A 15,324-nucleotide genomic window follows, 5' to 3' on the forward strand; every position below is an offset into this window, starting at 1 on the left:
CCTCACAGAACGCAACGTGCCGACGCAGCCATACAACCGTACTTGCTACGCAGCTTCGTGGTAGATCGCGAGCGTGTCCCAGGCCATACGCTCCGGCGTCCGGTCGTAGGAGGTGCTTCTCGCCAGCGCATGCAGGGCTGCTGGATCGCGCACCAGATCTGCCAGCTTCTTCGCAAGATCATCAACGCTGCCTCGCGCAAACGCGTATCCGTTGCGCCCAGGCTCCAGGAACTCGGTCATTCCGGCGACATCGGACACCAGCACTGGAGTGTGGGTTGCCAACGCGTTCAACAGCACCAGCGGACTATTTTCATACCAGCGCGAAGGGATCACGAGCAGGTCCATCGGGGCCAGCACCTGTGCCATGCGGGCGGAAGGGAACGTGCCTTTGAAGGCCACGTCGTGACCTGCAGCGAGCCCCTCAAGCTTGGCCATATACACGGGGTCCTGATCTGCTGGGCCATAGATGTGCAGTTCCGCTGCACCACGCGGCAGCCGCGCGAACGCCTCGATGAGCAGGTCCGTGCCCTTGTGCGGTGCGATCTGACCGATGAAGCCGATGACAGGCCGCTGGCTGGCAACCCGGGGCGTTTTCGGGCTACGGTCGATGTCGACCCCGAACCAGATGTCACGCATGGGGGTTGTGATGCTGTTGCTCTCGTAGGCTGTCTTCAGGAAGCGCGTGGGCGCAACGGCGCCGCGGTATGCCCCGTTGTACAGGCCTAGCAGGGTGTCCGGCCGTCGGGCAATGTCTTCCAGCAAGCCATCCACAGGCCCGTTTCGCAGGCCGGGCAGCCGCCTGCCTACGTTGGACAGGCTGGCGATCCACTGGGCGGATCGCGGGGACGTGGCTTGCCGGACCCACCGATCTGCATAAGGGCTGCGCGCGGCATCCTTCAGATAGCAGGCCATGCAGTTCGTGCGAGAGGGTGAGGGCCCCGCGCACAGGTCGCCGTTGGCAGCCTCCAGCTTGTTGTTCAGGCAGAACCCGAAGAAATCGGTGAACGTGGCGTAGGTGGCGATGCCGAGTTGCTGGGTGACCTCGAGCAGCGCAGCCGTGTGGTTGATCAGGTGCGTCACGTGCACGATGTCCGGCTTGAGCTCGCGCAGTACGGCCTCAAGAACCGGCCGCATATCGGGCTGGTAGTAGGTTTCCTTGACGCGCGTGTGGGGCACCGCGTTCTTGTCGATGCAGACGACCGGGATCCCCTGGTACTCATAGCGACTCACAAGCCCATCGCGCGCCGGCTCGCCCTGGAACACGGCTGAAACGACGACGACCTCATGACCAGCCGCGCGGTAGTGCTTGGCCAGATCCAGTGTGTACGTCTCGGTACCGTAGAAATGCTCCGGGAAAAAGCAGTGGACGAAGAATGCAACTTTCACGGGAGATCCTTGCGCGCCTGTCCGCTGACTTCAGCGTAGATCTGCGCGTAGCTGGCAATCATGGCCTGTATGGAGAAGTTTTCCTGGGCACGGCGCTGCTGCGCATCACCCAGGCGGTGGATGTTGTCGGGGGTCTCGAGCAGATCAACCGCGATCTGGGCGAGACGCTCCGCATCCGCTGGGGGGGCCAACAGTGCGGGGTCGCCGACGATCTCGCCGATTGCGCCGATGTCGTAGCCGATCACTGGCACCTTCATGCTCATCGCGAACGGGCTGACCTGGCCGAAGCTCTCTTTCCACACTGGCGCGACGAACAGGCTCATGCGCCGGTATAGCGCCGGCAACTTGTCGTAGCTGACATAGCCCGTGAACTCGAAATTGTCCGCCACGCCTGCGGCCTGTACCGCCTCGCGGTAGGGCTCGCACAGGCTGCCGCCGCCCACGATCAGGATGCGCGTCTGCGGTCGCAACTGCGCGATGCGGATGAAAGGCAGGATGGCGTCTTCGTTCAACTTGTCGCGCTCGAGCCGGTAGACCATGCCAACGCAATCGGCCGGTGCGTGTTCAGCGGGGCCACGTGTGAACAGCCCGAAGTCTGAACCCGGATACACCGTCACATGCTCGGCGCCGGGCGACCCAAAGACATTGCGGACGTAGTCGCTCACATAGACGTAGCGCACCACGGCGGCGGAGCGGTGCGGCGCAATCGGCGTGTTGATGTTTTCGACCACCGGCAAGCCAAGGTGGTTGGCTGCTTCGATGACCTTGGCATACCACGGCTCGTCGCAGTCTCCCCAATAGTGCACGTGCACCACGTCTGGCTGCATGCGCTGGAAGTACGCGACGAGCGGTCCGATGTCCTGCGGGAAGCGGCACTCCTCGATGTCCACTCCCACGTATGCAGGCGGATCCGGGTTAAAACTCGTCAGCACGGTCTGCCGGTACTGGCTGCCCAAATATTCGACCAGGTCGATCACCAGGCGCGACGAGCCCCCCGTCATGAAGTTGGCGATCGCATGGATGATCTTGGGCGCGGCAGCGGGGGCGGCTGGCGGCACCTTCACTTGGTAAGCGCTTGAATCACTGCTCTTGGCAGTGGGCGCCACGGGCGCGAGTCCAAGCAGGCGCTGCATGCGCGGCACGATGCTGGAACGCCAACGGCGGGGCAGCAAGCCGCCGCCAATGGTGGCGGCAAGCAGCAACAGCTTGCGGAACCCGAAAGGATGCGTGAGCAGAATGTCGCGCAGCCGAAACCAGCGCGTCAGCTTCAGAGCCTGCAGCGTCGTGGCAGCGTTCTGCAGTTCCGCCTTCAGTTGGTCCTGGCGTGCTTGTCCGTCCGCCAGCAATTGGTCGCGCTTGGCCACTTCTGCATAGAAGTAATGGCGCTCCTCGTCAGTGCGCTGCGCGTGGACTGCGATCTCGTGCTCGAGTCTTTCGATCCGCACGGGCAGTGCTGCCAAGCTCTCACGCAGCGACTCGGCTTCCTGCAGGGCGTTCTGCTGGAATGTGTTCAGTTGCAGCGCATGGTCGGCCTGCATGCTGCTCAACTCCAGACCCAGTGCGTGGAGCCGCTCCTGCTTCTCGTGCACTGCGGCCTCGAGCCGCGCGATCTCTGAGGCCTGGTGGGCCAGCTCCCGCTCCTTGCGCGACAACACTTCATGGGCGCCCTCCAGTTGCTGACCGATCTCCTGCAGCCGTTGGTCCTTGGCTTCCACCGTGGTTCCCAGAACAACGTGCAGACCGCTCAACTCCACACCAAGCGCTTGCAGGCGGTCGTGCTTGTCATGGATCTCGGCTTCCAGTCGCGCGATCTCCGCGGCCTGCAGACCGAGATCCCGGTCCTTGCGCGCCAATACCTCATGGGTATTCGCAAGCTCCTGTCCAATGTCGGAGAGCCGCAGGTCCTTCGCCGCAATGACCGTGATCAGACCAGCCACATCGGACGGTGCGGCACCTTGCATTTGGCGAAGCGCCTGCAACTCCAGACCAACCTCCTCGAGCCGCTGGTCCTTGGAGAGGACGACCGCCTCGAGGCGGTGGATCTCCGCACCGAGTTGCGCCAGCTCTCCGTCCTTGCGAGCCACCTCCGCTTCCAGGCGGTAGAGGTTCTCCGGGTTCCAGCTGGAGACGCGCACATTCAAACGCCACTGTGCGACGAGTTCGGTCGTGAGCGCGGCGGTCGGCTGTATACCGACCCGGCCCTGTATGGAGTTTTCCTGGGCCACATAGGCCGGCAGATCATCCTTAGCCAAAGGGATGCCGATGCCGCTTGCCAAGCTGAGCAGAATGTCCTGCAACGCAACGCTGCATTCCGGCGCGGCCTGGGCCACCGATGTCACACCGAAGAAACTCAAACCCAGACTGCGAAACACGATGAAGCCGAGCGTACAGGGCTCGCTCAAATGCCATTCCTGGTCGAAGAACACGGCATCGTCGGGCGAACGCACGATCAAATTACGCGGCACGGCATCGAAGTGGCTGCCGTCGATGGGCGTGTGCTTGTCCAGTTCGGCGCCCACAGCCAGGCCCGCATGCCGGACGAATGCGCTGAACCAGGTTGCCGCCCAGGGCAGCAGTTGGTCCATGGACCAGCCCGGACGATTCAGGATGCGCACCAGTTCCTTCTGCCAATGCTGGCCGGAAACGAACTCGACCTGCTCGAATTCGACAGCCAAGCCGTCCGCTGCCTGTTCCCGTGACCCTTCAAACCCGACAAGTGGTCGGTGCTGCACCAGGATGTTGTCCGCAGCGCCCTGTGTGAAGGCCACCTCTTTCGCGAACGACTGGCGACGCGCACTGGCGTAGTGGAAGGCAAGCGCCTGCGGCTCTGGCAGCGGTCGATCGGAAGCCACGACCGCGAACGAGTTCGCCAATGCGCCAGCCAAGCCGTTGCGGAACACCGGCGCCCATGCGCTTTCGAGCGAGAAGCTGGTGGCACCGCGTTGGGGATCGGCAAGCACCGAGTTCTGCAACAGCGGCGCCAGATCGGCCGAGGCATGCACGCCGGACTCTGACAGGATGCTGATCGGAAATTTGTAGTCGGGAAACGGATACCACCAGCGCTGGTGATCCCAGCCCGCAGCGCTCAGAAGGCCACGCAGTTCATGCTCACCGAACGTCACGGCGTCGGAGCTGCCGTAGAGGTCCTCGATGCCGTACATGGGCACACCGTTGTGGTCTTCCGGTCGGCCTGCGAAGTACTTGAGACCGAGCTGGTTCTCGATGGCCAGCAGCAGCACCCCGCCCGGTTTCAGCATGCTCCGGGCTCGCGCGAGGGTCGCTGCAACAGGATCCTGTCCCGGCCCAGCAGCGAAGTACTTGCGCGCGTACTCAAGAACACCAATCAAAGTGACAACGTCGAAGCGTTCTTTCGACTCGAAACTGTCGAAGCTGTCGCAGATCACTGAGATGTTGTCGAGACCACGGCAACGCGCGGCGGCAATCTCGGCACGCACGATGCTGCCCTCCAGTGCCACCACATCCGCGCCAAATTCACCCAGCGCCCGCGTGATGGCACCGCAGCCGCACCCGATCTCAAGCACGGAGCCCGCCAGCATGCTGCGAAACGGCCGCAATAGATTGATGCGTCCGCGCCCGAGGTGGTAGAGGCTTGGCCAGTCATTGATTGCAGCGGCAAGCTCTTCGGAGAAGATACTTAGGTCGGCGCAACCACGGACGATGCCCAGGATCCGCTGCTCCACAGCATCCCCGTCGCTATAAGCGAACGCGTGGAGGTCGGGGCGGCGCCAGACGCCCGTCCGCGCGTCAAACGAATAGGCTTCAGGCAGTTGCATCGACAACTCCTGTTGCGCGACCGCCGGAACCGGTAGCGCGGTGGAAATACGATTGCATCTGCGCGCCGACGTCGAAGATGCCGCTGAAAGCCTGGTGCTCTTCGGCGAGCACGGTGAACAGAATGGCGTCATAGCGGCGGTCATGCGGCACCACATCGCCATTGGGCTGGCGCGATGCCACGCCGACTGAGATGAAGTAGTCGCCTGGCGCGAAGGATGCCAAGAAGGAGATTTCGACCCCCAAAGCATGGCCCGCGTCGCCGGAACCGCCGATACCGCCGCAACGCTGCAGCTCCGAATTGGTGTTGTACAGGGTCACGCCCTCTTTGGTCTTGATGGTGAACCCCACGATGGGCCGCACGATGTGCGAGACAAACCGAATGGACAGCTTCAGCTGGACCGCCGCCCCCGAGCGCACGGCGCCGACATCGGCTCGGCCACCCTCTTGCAGGCAATGGTCCAACAGCAGGGCGGCACCATCGCCCCATCGGTATTCATGGGCGTTGTACGTGGGATGCTGGTGGAAGCGGTCGTCGCTGACCGACAACCCATAGCTCTGTTCCACGACGTCTTCGGCTGGCAAGGTGGCGGCCTCGACCTCCCCCACTCGTTCCACGCCGAACATGTCGTCCAGATACAGATTGATAACCTCGCGCGGCTTGCCGATGGTCACCACGTCGCCTGATTTCAGGAAAACGGCCCTATCGCAATGGGTGGCGATCTGCTCGGTCGAATGCGACACGAGCAGGATGGACGTGCCTTGCGCCTTCAGCTTCTTGAGGTGGGCAAAGCACTTGGCCTGAAACTTGGCGTCACCGACGGCAAGGGCCTCGTCCACGATCAGGATGTCAGGGTTCGACTGCGCCTGCACAGCAAAGGCCAGGCGGACAACCATGCCGCTCGAATAGTTCTTGACGGGCTGAGAGATGAACTCGCCAATGTCGGCGAATGCCACGATATCGTCGAAACGGGCATCGACTTCGTCCTTCCGCAGGCCAAGCACTGCGCCGTTGAGATACACGTTCTCACGGCCTGTGAACTCTGGATTGAACCCAGACCCCAATTCAAGCAACGCGGCGATACGACCAGACGTGCGGACTGAGCCGCTTGACGGTGTCAGAGTGCCGCAGATCATCTGAAGCAAGGTTGATTTGCCCGATCCGTTTCGCCCGATGATGCCGACTGTCTCGCCCTTCTCGACTGCAAACGAAACGTTCTTCAATGCCCAGAACTCGCGGTAGTAGGGCACCGCGGAGGGGCGGCCGAGCATGCGCCGCAGCCGCGGCACGATGAACTGCTTCAGGCGATCGCGCGGAAGTTCGTAGATCTGATAACACTTCCCAAGGCCGTCGACCTGTACCGAAAACTCAGAGGACATCCGCGAAACCTTTGCGCGTCTTCTGGAACCATGCATATCCAGCCCAGGCAACTAAGACAGCGACAAGCATGTAGACACCGAGCCCCAGCCAATCCGGCGCGCTTCCCCAGATCAAAACAAGACGGGCCTGCTCGATGATGAAGGTGAGTGGATTGAGGAAGAGCCAAGACTGCATGCTTTGCGGCAATGCGGTCACCGGGTAGAACACCGGCGCCAGAAACATCATGGCCGACGTGACGATGCCCACGGTCTGGCTGACGTCACGGAGGTAGACGCCCAGCGAGGCCAGGATCCAAGCCAACCCCGTCGTCAACACCAGCAGTGGCAAGAAAACCAGAGGGGCCAAAATCACGGACCAGTGCAGGTATCCGGTGAAGAACAGGATCGCGGCCAGTAGGACACCCAGGCTCACCATGCAGTGGAACAGCGCCGCCAGAACGCTTACAAGCGGCAGGATCTCCAAAGGAAAAACCACCTTCTTAACCAGGTTGGCATTGGCAAGCACGAGGGCCGGCGCCCGGTTGAGCACTTCGGACAGCAAGCCATGCACCATAAGGCCCACAAACAGCACGATCGCGAACTGCGCCTTCCCTTCTTCGGTACCCGCGCCCCAGCGCGCCTTGAACGCGACTGAGAAGACGAACGTGTAGACCGCCAGCATCAGCACGGGATTGAAGAACGACCAGGTCATTCCAAGGAAAGAGCCTTTGTAGCGCCCAACGACCTCGCGTTTGGCCAACTGGAGGACCAGATGGCGATTCCTGTGGATGCTGCATACCAGTGCCGAAGGAGAGGTGGATGGCGCCGCGTGGGGATCCGTCACGACGGACGATGCTGTCATGGGAATTGGTCCGCATCCGTCAGAGGCAGACCCCGCTGATCCTTGGCAGACAAGTTGGGTAGACCCTCAAGCGGCCAATCGATCCCGATGGCCGGATCGTTCCATGCAATACAGCGCTCGTGTTCCGGCGCGTAGTACTCAGAGGTCTTGTACAGGAAGTCGGCCACGTCGCTCAGCACCAGGAATCCGTGCGCAAAGCCTTCGGGAATCCACAACTGGCGCTGGTTGTCTTCTGTCAGCTCCACGCCTACCCAACGCCCAAAGGTGGGCGACGACCTGCGCACATCGACAGCCACATCGAACACCGCGCCGCGAACCACGCGCACCAGCTTGCCCTGCGGACGCTGGATCTGATAGTGCAGCCCGCGCAGCACGCCCTTGGCAGACCGGGAATGGTTGTCCTGCACAAAGTCGACACGCCGGCCAAGCGTGGACTCGAACTGCTGGCTGTTGAAGCTTTCCAAGAAAAACCCACGCGAATCGCCGAACACCTGAGGTTCGATGATGACAACGTCGGGGATGTCCGTCGGCACGATCTTCATCGAGCACGTCCTTCTTTGACCAATCGCAGCAGGTACTGGCCATAGCCGTTCTTGCGCACTGTGTCGGCAAGTCGAGAGACCTGGGCATCGTCGATCCACCCTGCCCGCCAAGCGATCTCTTCAGGACAAGCAATTTTCAGCCCCTGCCGATTTTCCAAGGTAGCGATGAACTGCCCCGCCTCCAGCAGGCTTTCGTGCGTGCCTGTATCCAACCAGGCATAGCCGCGTTGCATCACCTGCACATTGAGTTGGCCTCGCTCCAAGTAAATCTGGTTCACCGCAGTGATCTCCAGCTCGCCACGTGCGCTGGGCTTCACAGCCTTGGCAATGTCCACAACCTGTTCGTCGTAGAAGTACAGGCCCGTCACGGCATAGCTGCTCTTGGGCTGTACCGGCTTTTCCTCGATGCTGCTGGCCCGGCCCGCCTTGTCGAAGGCCACCACTCCGTAGCGCTCAGGATCGTTGACGTGGTAAGCGAACACGGTGGAGCCATGCTCCTCGGCACTGGCTGCACCCAGCAAGTGGGCCAAGTCGTGGCCATAGAAGATGTTGTCGCCGAGAACCAAGGCGCTTGGTGCCCCCGCGAGAAACGCCTCCCCGATCAGGAACGCCTGCGCCAGTCCGTCTGGACTGGGCTGCACGGCGTACTGCAAATTGATTCCCCACTGGCTGCCGTTCCCCAGCAGCTGCTGGAACCGCGGCGTGTCCTGCGGCGTGCTGATCACGAGAATCTCGCGTATCCCGGCCAGCATCAGCGTGCTAAGCGGGTAATAAATCATCGGCTTGTCGTACACCGGCAGCAGCTGCTTGCTGATGGCCAGCGTCGCCGGGTGCAACCGGGTGCCCGAGCCGCCGGCCAGGATAATGCCCTTGCGATTTGCTGTCATGCGGAGCGTTCCAGGGTTTCAGTGAGCATGCGCGCAACGCCGGTTTGCCAATGGGGCAGCACCAGGTCGAACGTGTCGCGTGACTTGCTTGTATCGAGCCGGCTATTGCCGGGGCGCGGCGCCGCGACTTTGAATGCGCTCGACGGAACGGCTTGCACCGCCTCGCCAAACGCCTTGAGCGCGATCCCGCGCTGCCGGACGAAGTCGATCACGAAGCGCGCGTAGCCATGCCAGGAGGTTTCGCCTGCGGCCGCCACGTGGTAAAGGCCGGCCAACGCGTCGCCATCGGTTGCCTGCACTCTGCGCAGTGCCAGGGCCGTCACATCGGCCAGCAATTCTGCGCCTGTGGGGGCGCCGAACTGGTCATCCACCACGGTCAGCCGCTCGCGCTCGCCGGCCAACCGCAGCATAGTCTTGGCGAAGTTCTGGCCGCGCGCGGCGTAGACCCAGCTGGTGCGAAAGATCAGATGCCGGGCGCAATGCTGCTGCAGCAGTTGTTCGCCTTCCAGCTTGGTACGGCCGTAGACCGACAGAGGGCCGGTCGGGCTGTCTTCGCTCCAGGGTGCGCTGCCGCTGCCGTTGAAGACGTAGTCGGTCGAGTAATGGACCATCCAGGCACCGAGTGCCTGCGCCTCGCGCGCCAGCACGCCCACCGCCGTCGCGTTCAACGTGCGGGCGAACTCAGGCTCGCTCTCGGCCTTGTCCACTGCCGTGTGGGCGGCGGCGTTGACGATGACGGTCGGCGCGACACGGCGCACCATTGCAGCCAACTCTTCGGGTTTGCTGAGGTCGCCGCACAGATCGGTGCTGTCGAAATCCACCGCCACCAGTTCGCCCAGCGGCGCAAGGCTGCGCTGCAACTCCCAGCCAACCTGGCCACCCTTGCCCAGCAACAGGATCTTCATGCGCTCTCTCGTTCGCCGTAATTGGTGGACACCCATTCGCGGTAGGCACCGCTCTGCACACGCGCCACCCACTCGGCGTGGTCCAGGTACCAGTCCACGGTTTTGCGGATGCCAGTGTCGAAGGTCTCGGCCGGCTTCCAGCCGAGTTCGCGCTCGATCTTGCGGGCGTCGATTGCATAGCGCCGGTCGTGCCCGGGCCGGTCGGTCACATAGGCAATTTGCTCGGCATACGACTTGCCGTCAACACGCGGCCGCTTCTCGTCCAGCAGTGCACAGACCGTGCGCACGATCTCCAGATTGGGCTTCTCGTTCCAACCGCCCACGTTGTAGGTCTCGCCGAGCTGGCCGGCCTCCAGCACGCGGCGGATGGCGCTGCAGTGGTCACCGACGTAGAGCCAGTCCCGCACCTGCTGCCCGTCCCCATACACCGGCAGCGGTTTGCCAGCGAGTGCATTGACGATCATCAACGGGATCAGCTTCTCGGGGAAATGAAACGGACCGTAATTGTTGCTGCAGTTGGTGGTGACCACCGGGAGACCATAGGTGTGGTGGTAGGCACGTACCAAGTGATCGCTGGCAGCCTTGCTGGCCGAATACGGGCTGTTCGGCTCGTACCGGTGCTGCTCGGTGAAGGCTGGCGCATGTGCATCCAGGGAGCCGTAGACCTCATCGGTGGACACATGCAGAAAACGGAAGGCCGACTTGCGCTCGGCCGGCAGTGCCCCCCAATAGGCGCGCACGGCCTCCAGCAGGCCGAAGGTGCCCACTACGTTGGTCTCGACGAAGGCGGCCGGGCCATGGATGGAACGGTCCACGTGCGATTCGGCCGCGAAGTTCACGACAGCGCGGACCTCGTTCTCGGCCAGCAGGCGGCCAACCAGCGCCGTGTCTCCGATATCACCCTGCACGAACCGGTGTCGTGCGTCGCCGGCCAGACTGGCCAGGTTCTCCAGGTTGCCCGCGTAGGTGAGCTTGTCCAGGTTCAGGACGGGTTCGCCAACGCTGGCAATCCAGTCCAGAACGAAGTTGGTGCCGATGAAGCCGGCGCCGCCGGTGACAAGAATCATGGGAAGTATCCGCAAAACGAACCGGCGATTATCGCAGGCAGGAATCGGGCCAGTCGGCGCTTACAGTTGGAGGCATCCACCCGTTCGAGGATCCCACCATGGCCAAAAAGCCCAACCCCTTCAATCCGTTCGGCGACGACGCCTCGGCCGCCCAGTTCGCCGAGTCGGTCCGCGCCTCGGCGCAGCAGATCTGGCTGGCAGGCCTGGGCGCGTTCGCCAAGGCCCAGGCCGAGGGCAGCAAGGTCTTCGAAGGGCTGGTCAAGGAGGGCGCCGACATGCAGGACAAGACCCAGGCGGCCGCCCGGGAAGGACTGCACGAAGCTGGCACCCGCTTTGGCAGCATGGCCAGCGAGTTGGGTGCGCGCGCTGCCGGTCAGTGGGACAAGCTGGAAGGCATCTTCGAGGAACGCGTGGCCAAGGCGCTGCGCAAGCTCGGTGTGCCGCGGATCGACGAGCTGGAACAGCTGGCCGCCCGTGTCGATGCGCTGGAGCGCGCGGCGAAACGCCCGGCACCGGCGCGCAAGGCCGCCGCCCGGCCCCGCCACGCCGCAGCCACGCCACCGCCGTCTGCACCGACCAAGCGCGCCCCCCGCAAGCGCGCGGCGCCACGCAAGGACTGAATGGCAATGCCCGAAGACAAGATCTGGGGTGCCGAGGCCCTGCGCGATGTCGCCGCGCAGGCCCACACCACGCCCTGCCCTTCCTGCGCCACGCTGCCCACCACCGGCTGGGAGACCGTCCCCGTCTCGCTGGACCGCCAGCGCCTGGAGCCCCTGGGCACGCTCTACGACCCGCAGGCCGGCAACCCGCTCGAAGCCACGCTGGAGGAATACCACCCTCAGCACACGCGCTACTGGTCGGCCGATGCGCCCATCGCGCCGGCGTGGTTCCCTTACAACCGCTGCGGCGTCTGGCGCTGCCGGACCTGCGCCACGGTGTTCCTGCGCTATGCCGAGCACGGAGGCTACTTCGAGGAAGAACGCATCCGCCGTGTCGTGCCGGCCCTGGTGGACCTGACTGCCCCGGCACCGGGAAATACCTAGCGGCCGGCGGGCGCTGGCTGCGGCATGCTGCCTCCCAGGGAGGACCGATGCCGAAGAAAGCCCCGCGCCGCACGGCCGAACGCATCCTGGAAGTGACACTGGCGCTGTTCAACCGCTTCGGCGCGCCCAATGTCTCCACCACGCTGATCGCCGCCGAACTGGGCATCAGCCCCGGCAATCTTTACTACCACTATCCCGCCAAGGACGAGTTGCTGGGTGCGCTGTTTGATCGCTACACCCAGCACATGCACGAGCTACTGGACGCCGGTGCCGAGGTCCGCGACGTGGAAGACGCCTGGTTCTTCCTGCACAGCCTGTTCGAGCGCATCTGGGAATACCGCTTCCTTTACCGCGACCTCAACGACCTGCTCAGCAACCACCGCCGGCTCGAACAGCAGGTCCAGCAGGTGCTGCAGGCCAAGACGCGGGCGGTGCGCGACATGCTGGCCAGCCTCTCGGCCAGCGGCGCGCTGCAGATCGACCCGCGCACGGCCGAGCCCACCGCCACCAGCATGGTGGTGGTGCTGAGCTGGTGGCTCAGCTACGAATACGCCCGCGCGCCGCGCGACGCGCTGGAACCGGCCGCGGCGCAGGCCGCGCTGCTGCGCGGCGCCCACCATGTGCTGATGTTGCTGGCGCCTTATCTGGTGCTGGCGCAACGTGAACACTTGCTCGCGCTGGTCGCGGCCTACACCCGCGAAGCGCCTGTCATGCAAACCACCTAGACTTGGCGCGACACCCGCCACAAAGAGGAGACCACGATGGGCGACTGGAGCGCATTCCCGCATGCGGGCGCATTCCATTTCGATGCAGCCGGCGTGCTCCAATGTTGGACCAGGCTGCACGTTGGCGATGCCGAGCCGCCACCCTCAGACCCCGCCGTGCTGCAGGCCTGGGTACTGTTCCACAACGGCGACTTCGCACAGGCCTGCGCGGCGGGCCTGGCGGCCGGCGGCAAAGGGATGACCGTGGCCAACAAGGCCACCGCCATCTACGCCAACTACCTGGAGCCCAGCGAGAAGGAGCGGCTGGACCTGTTCCGGCTGGTCGCCACACGGGCCGAGCAGCAGGCCCAGGCCACGCCGGACGACCCGAACGCCTGGTACTGGCACGCCTACGCGCTAGGCCGCTACAGCCAGGGCATCAGCATCGCCAAGGCCCTGGCCCAGGGCCTTGGCACCAAGGTCAAGGAATCGCTGGAAAAGGTCATCGCGCTGTCGCCGCGGCATGCCGATGCCCACCTCGCACTGGGCACCTTCCATGCCGAAGTCATCGACAAGGTCGGCGCGCTGATCGGCTCGATGACCTACGGCGCCAAGAAGGAGGTCGGCCTGCGCATGTTCCGTCAGGGCCTGGAACTGCATCCGGCCTCGGTCATCGGCATGGTGGAATACGCCCACGCGCTGCTGATGCTCGAAGGCGACAGCCGCATGGACGAGGCCAACCGTCTCTACGAGCGTGCCGCGGCTGCCGAGCCGCAGGACGCCACCGAGCGGCTGGACGTGGACGTCGCGCAGGCCGCCCTGGCCGACTGACAGCACGCGCACCTGTCCTACAGCGCGACCCGGCCCGAGGCGCTGGCGTCGGCTGCGTGGCGCAGCGAGCATGCACAGGCACCCATCCCGGAGCCCTTGCCATGCTGAACATCTTCGAAGCCCTGCGCATCAGCCATACGCTGCAACGCGCGCTGGCCGACCAATTGGTCGCCACCAGCGGCGACAGCCCCGAGCGCCAGCGGCTGTTCCGTGATCTGCGCCGCGAGCTGGCGGCGCACGAGACCGCGGAGGAACGCTGCTTCTACGCCCCACTCATGGAGCACGACGCCGCCGTCGACACCTCGCGCCACGGCATCGCGGAGCACCACGAGATGGACGAGATGGTCGAGGAGCTGATGGATCTGGACATGTCCTCGCCGGCCTGGCTCGTCAAGGCGCGTGCGCTGCACCACAAGCTGCACCACCACCTGGACGAGGAGGAGCAGAAGTTCTTCCAGCTGGCCGGCAAAGTGCTCAGTGCCGCGCAGAAGACGGCGCTGGCGAAAGAGTACGAGGCAGAATTCACCACACAGCGTGTGCAGGCCTGATGCCGTCGGGGCCCAAGCGCCGTGTGCCCGCTGAAGTCCAAGAAGAGGAGCCCGCCATGTCCGAACTGCAGACCGCCTTCCAGGCCGCCGTCGTCGCCTCCCAGCAGCGCAGCCAGCGCCCCGACAACGCCACACTGCTGCGCCTGTATGGCCTGTACAAGCAGGCCAGCACCGGCGACAACAAGGTTCCCAAGCCCGGCTTCTCCGACATGGTCGGCCGCGCCAAGTGGGACGCCTGGAACAAGCTGCAAGGCATTTCGGCCGAAGACGCGATGCAGCAATACATCGACGCCATCGCCGCGCTCGACGACTGAGGTTTCAGCGCGCTGCCAGCGCTGCCAGGGCGGCGTCACGCTCGGCCCTGGGTTGCGCCGCCAGCGCCGCCACGGCGGCATGGAAGCGCGCCCAGTCGCGGCCTTCGCGCGCGAACAAGGCCTCGAAGGCTGGAACCTGCCCGTCGTAGGCGGCCTGCACGCCGAACACGGCATTGTTGGCGCGCGCGATGTAAGCGTCGTAGCCCGCAAAGCCCGCCCAGTGCTCGCGCTTGAGCCGCGCATAGGATGCGTGGAAGTCCGCCATCGCGCGGGCCTTGCGCTGCTCCATGGGCTCCGGATTGGCGTCGTCCGCGTATACCGCGGCCAGTGCCTGGCGCGTCTGCAGCATCAGCGCGCGCAGTTCGCGGCGGCGCCCGTCGAAGCGCAGGTAGGCCTCGCGCGCAACATCGCCGGCTTCGCTGGCCAGCCATTCCGCCCCCCCCATCCGCTCGACCGCCGTGGCGTAGGACTCGTTGAAGGTGGTGTCGTCCTTCACGTAGACGACCTGGTGCGCAAGCTCGTGGAACAGCAGGCGGGCCAGCTCGCCTTCGTTGGAGCGGATGAAGGTGTTGAGCAGCGGGTCGCCGCCCAGCCAGTTCATCCAGCCCAGCGTGGAATAGGCGGGCACGCCATAGACGTTCGTCTCCAGGCCCTCGGCACGCAGCCGGTCCGCCAGCGCGCGCGCCTCGGCCTCGTCGAAGTAGCCGCGGTACCCGATGCAGCCCGTGAACGGGAAGCACCAGGTTTTCAGGGTCAGCGCGTACGGTGGCGCCGCTACGGCATTCCACACAGCCGCTTGGCGGTGCAGGTCAGCGTAACGGTGGTAACTCGCGTTGTCGGGCAGATGCAGACGCTCCACCGCAAACCGGCGCATGCGCTGCGCCAGCTCCAGCCGCTGGCGCAGCTCGGGCGGCGTCGCGGGGTCGTCCAGCCAATCCTGGATCGGCCGGGCCGCCTGCATCAGCGCCAGGTGGCCGCGGGCCGACTGCAGGTAGTAGGACATGTCGGCGCACCCCGCCAGGGCCGACAGCGCCAGCGCGGCGCCGACGCGCTTGAACAATGCACGATTCCACACATCGGGCAG

Annotated in this window: 15 protein-coding genes; 6 read left to right on the top strand and 9 right to left on the bottom strand. The window is 64.4% G+C overall.

All coding sequences use genetic code 11. The features are described 5' to 3' along the window. Positions 1 to 45: 45 nt before the first annotated feature. The 8 genes from ASF45_RS10885 to rfbB are packed head-to-tail and all read right to left on the bottom strand — an operon-like array spanning position 46 to position 10,800. Positions 46 to 1,386, bottom strand: a complete 1,341-nt coding sequence (locus ASF45_RS10885; protein ID WP_056661384.1) for a glycosyltransferase family 4 protein — start codon at positions 1,384 to 1,386, stop codon at positions 46 to 48. Further along, positions 1,383 to 5,180, bottom strand: a complete 3,798-nt coding sequence (locus tag ASF45_RS10890) for a glycosyltransferase (RefSeq protein WP_056661387.1) — start codon at positions 5,178 to 5,180, stop codon at positions 1,383 to 1,385. The genes ASF45_RS10885 and ASF45_RS10890 overlap by 4 nt, the downstream gene beginning before the upstream one ends. Continuing rightward, positions 5,167 to 6,558 carry an ABC transporter ATP-binding protein gene (locus ASF45_RS10895; protein ID WP_063887637.1) on the bottom strand — a complete coding sequence of 464 codons (1,392 nt, stop codon included), beginning with the start codon at positions 6,556 to 6,558 and terminating at the stop codon, positions 5,167 to 5,169. The genes ASF45_RS10890 and ASF45_RS10895 overlap by 14 nt, the downstream gene beginning before the upstream one ends. After that, a complete protein-coding gene (locus ASF45_RS10900) occupies positions 6,548 to 7,399 on the bottom strand; it encodes an ABC transporter permease (RefSeq protein WP_056661391.1) in 852 nt (283 codons plus the stop codon). The genes ASF45_RS10895 and ASF45_RS10900 overlap by 11 nt, the downstream gene beginning before the upstream one ends. Beyond that, a complete protein-coding gene (gene rfbC / locus ASF45_RS10905; protein ID WP_056661395.1) occupies positions 7,396 to 7,941 on the bottom strand; it encodes a dTDP-4-dehydrorhamnose 3,5-epimerase in 546 nt (181 codons plus the stop codon). The genes ASF45_RS10900 and rfbC overlap by 4 nt, the downstream gene beginning before the upstream one ends. Next, entirely contained in the window at positions 7,938 to 8,828 is an 891-nt protein-coding gene (gene rfbA / locus ASF45_RS10910; RefSeq protein WP_056661398.1) for a glucose-1-phosphate thymidylyltransferase RfbA, read from the bottom strand. The genes rfbC and rfbA overlap by 4 nt, the downstream gene beginning before the upstream one ends. Then, the gene (gene rfbD, locus ASF45_RS10915; protein ID WP_056661401.1) at positions 8,825 to 9,733 is read right to left on the bottom strand and encodes a dTDP-4-dehydrorhamnose reductase; all 909 of its coding nucleotides are present in this window, start codon (positions 9,731 to 9,733) and stop codon (positions 8,825 to 8,827) included. The genes rfbA and rfbD overlap by 4 nt, the downstream gene beginning before the upstream one ends. Further along, complete coding sequence (gene rfbB, locus ASF45_RS10920; RefSeq protein ID WP_056661404.1) at positions 9,730 to 10,800, bottom strand: dTDP-glucose 4,6-dehydratase; 1,071 nt, start codon at positions 10,798 to 10,800, stop codon at positions 9,730 to 9,732. Before rfbB ends, rfbD begins: the two co-directional genes overlap by 4 nt. 98 nt (positions 10,801 to 10,898) lie before the next feature. On the opposite strand from rfbB, the gene ASF45_RS10925 reads away from it, so the two are divergent. The 6 genes from ASF45_RS10925 to ASF45_RS10950 all read left to right on the top strand — a co-directional run bounded on the left by ASF45_RS10925 (position 10,899) and on the right by ASF45_RS10950 (position 14,240). Further along, on the top strand, positions 10,899 to 11,420 hold the full coding sequence (locus tag ASF45_RS10925; RefSeq protein ID WP_056661407.1) for a phasin family protein: 522 nt from the start codon (positions 10,899 to 10,901) through the stop codon (positions 11,418 to 11,420). A gap of 6 nt (positions 11,421 to 11,426) precedes the next feature. Further along, positions 11,427 to 11,843, top strand: coding sequence for a hypothetical protein (locus tag ASF45_RS10930; protein WP_063887638.1), 417 nt, complete (start codon positions 11,427 to 11,429; stop codon positions 11,841 to 11,843). 47 nt (positions 11,844 to 11,890) lie between these two features. Then, positions 11,891 to 12,568, top strand: coding sequence for a TetR/AcrR family transcriptional regulator (locus ASF45_RS10935; RefSeq protein ID WP_056661413.1), 678 nt, complete (start codon positions 11,891 to 11,893; stop codon positions 12,566 to 12,568). A gap of 36 nt (positions 12,569 to 12,604) precedes the next feature. Then, positions 12,605 to 13,378, top strand: a complete 774-nt coding sequence (locus ASF45_RS10940; protein ID WP_056661416.1) for a hypothetical protein — start codon at positions 12,605 to 12,607, stop codon at positions 13,376 to 13,378. 101 nt (positions 13,379 to 13,479) lie between these two features. Continuing rightward, the gene (locus ASF45_RS10945) at positions 13,480 to 13,926 is read left to right on the top strand and encodes a hemerythrin domain-containing protein (RefSeq protein ID WP_369802114.1); all 447 of its coding nucleotides are present in this window, start codon (positions 13,480 to 13,482) and stop codon (positions 13,924 to 13,926) included. A gap of 56 nt (positions 13,927 to 13,982) precedes the next feature. Next, positions 13,983 to 14,240 (top strand): acyl-CoA-binding protein, encoded by a 258-nt coding sequence (locus ASF45_RS10950; protein ID WP_056661419.1) that lies wholly within the window; start codon positions 13,983 to 13,985, stop codon positions 14,238 to 14,240. Positions 14,241 to 14,244: 4 nt separating this feature from the next. Here the strand turns inward: ASF45_RS10950 and ASF45_RS10955 are convergent, their stop codons facing one another. Then, entirely contained in the window at positions 14,245 to 15,243 is a 999-nt protein-coding gene (locus ASF45_RS10955; protein ID WP_082550945.1) for an aminopeptidase, read from the bottom strand. Positions 15,244 to 15,324: the final 81 nt, after the last annotated feature.

The sequence above is a fragment of the Pseudorhodoferax sp. Leaf265 genome (assembly GCF_001422365.1).
Taxonomy (GTDB): domain Bacteria; phylum Pseudomonadota; class Gammaproteobacteria; order Burkholderiales; family Burkholderiaceae_C; genus Pseudorhodoferax.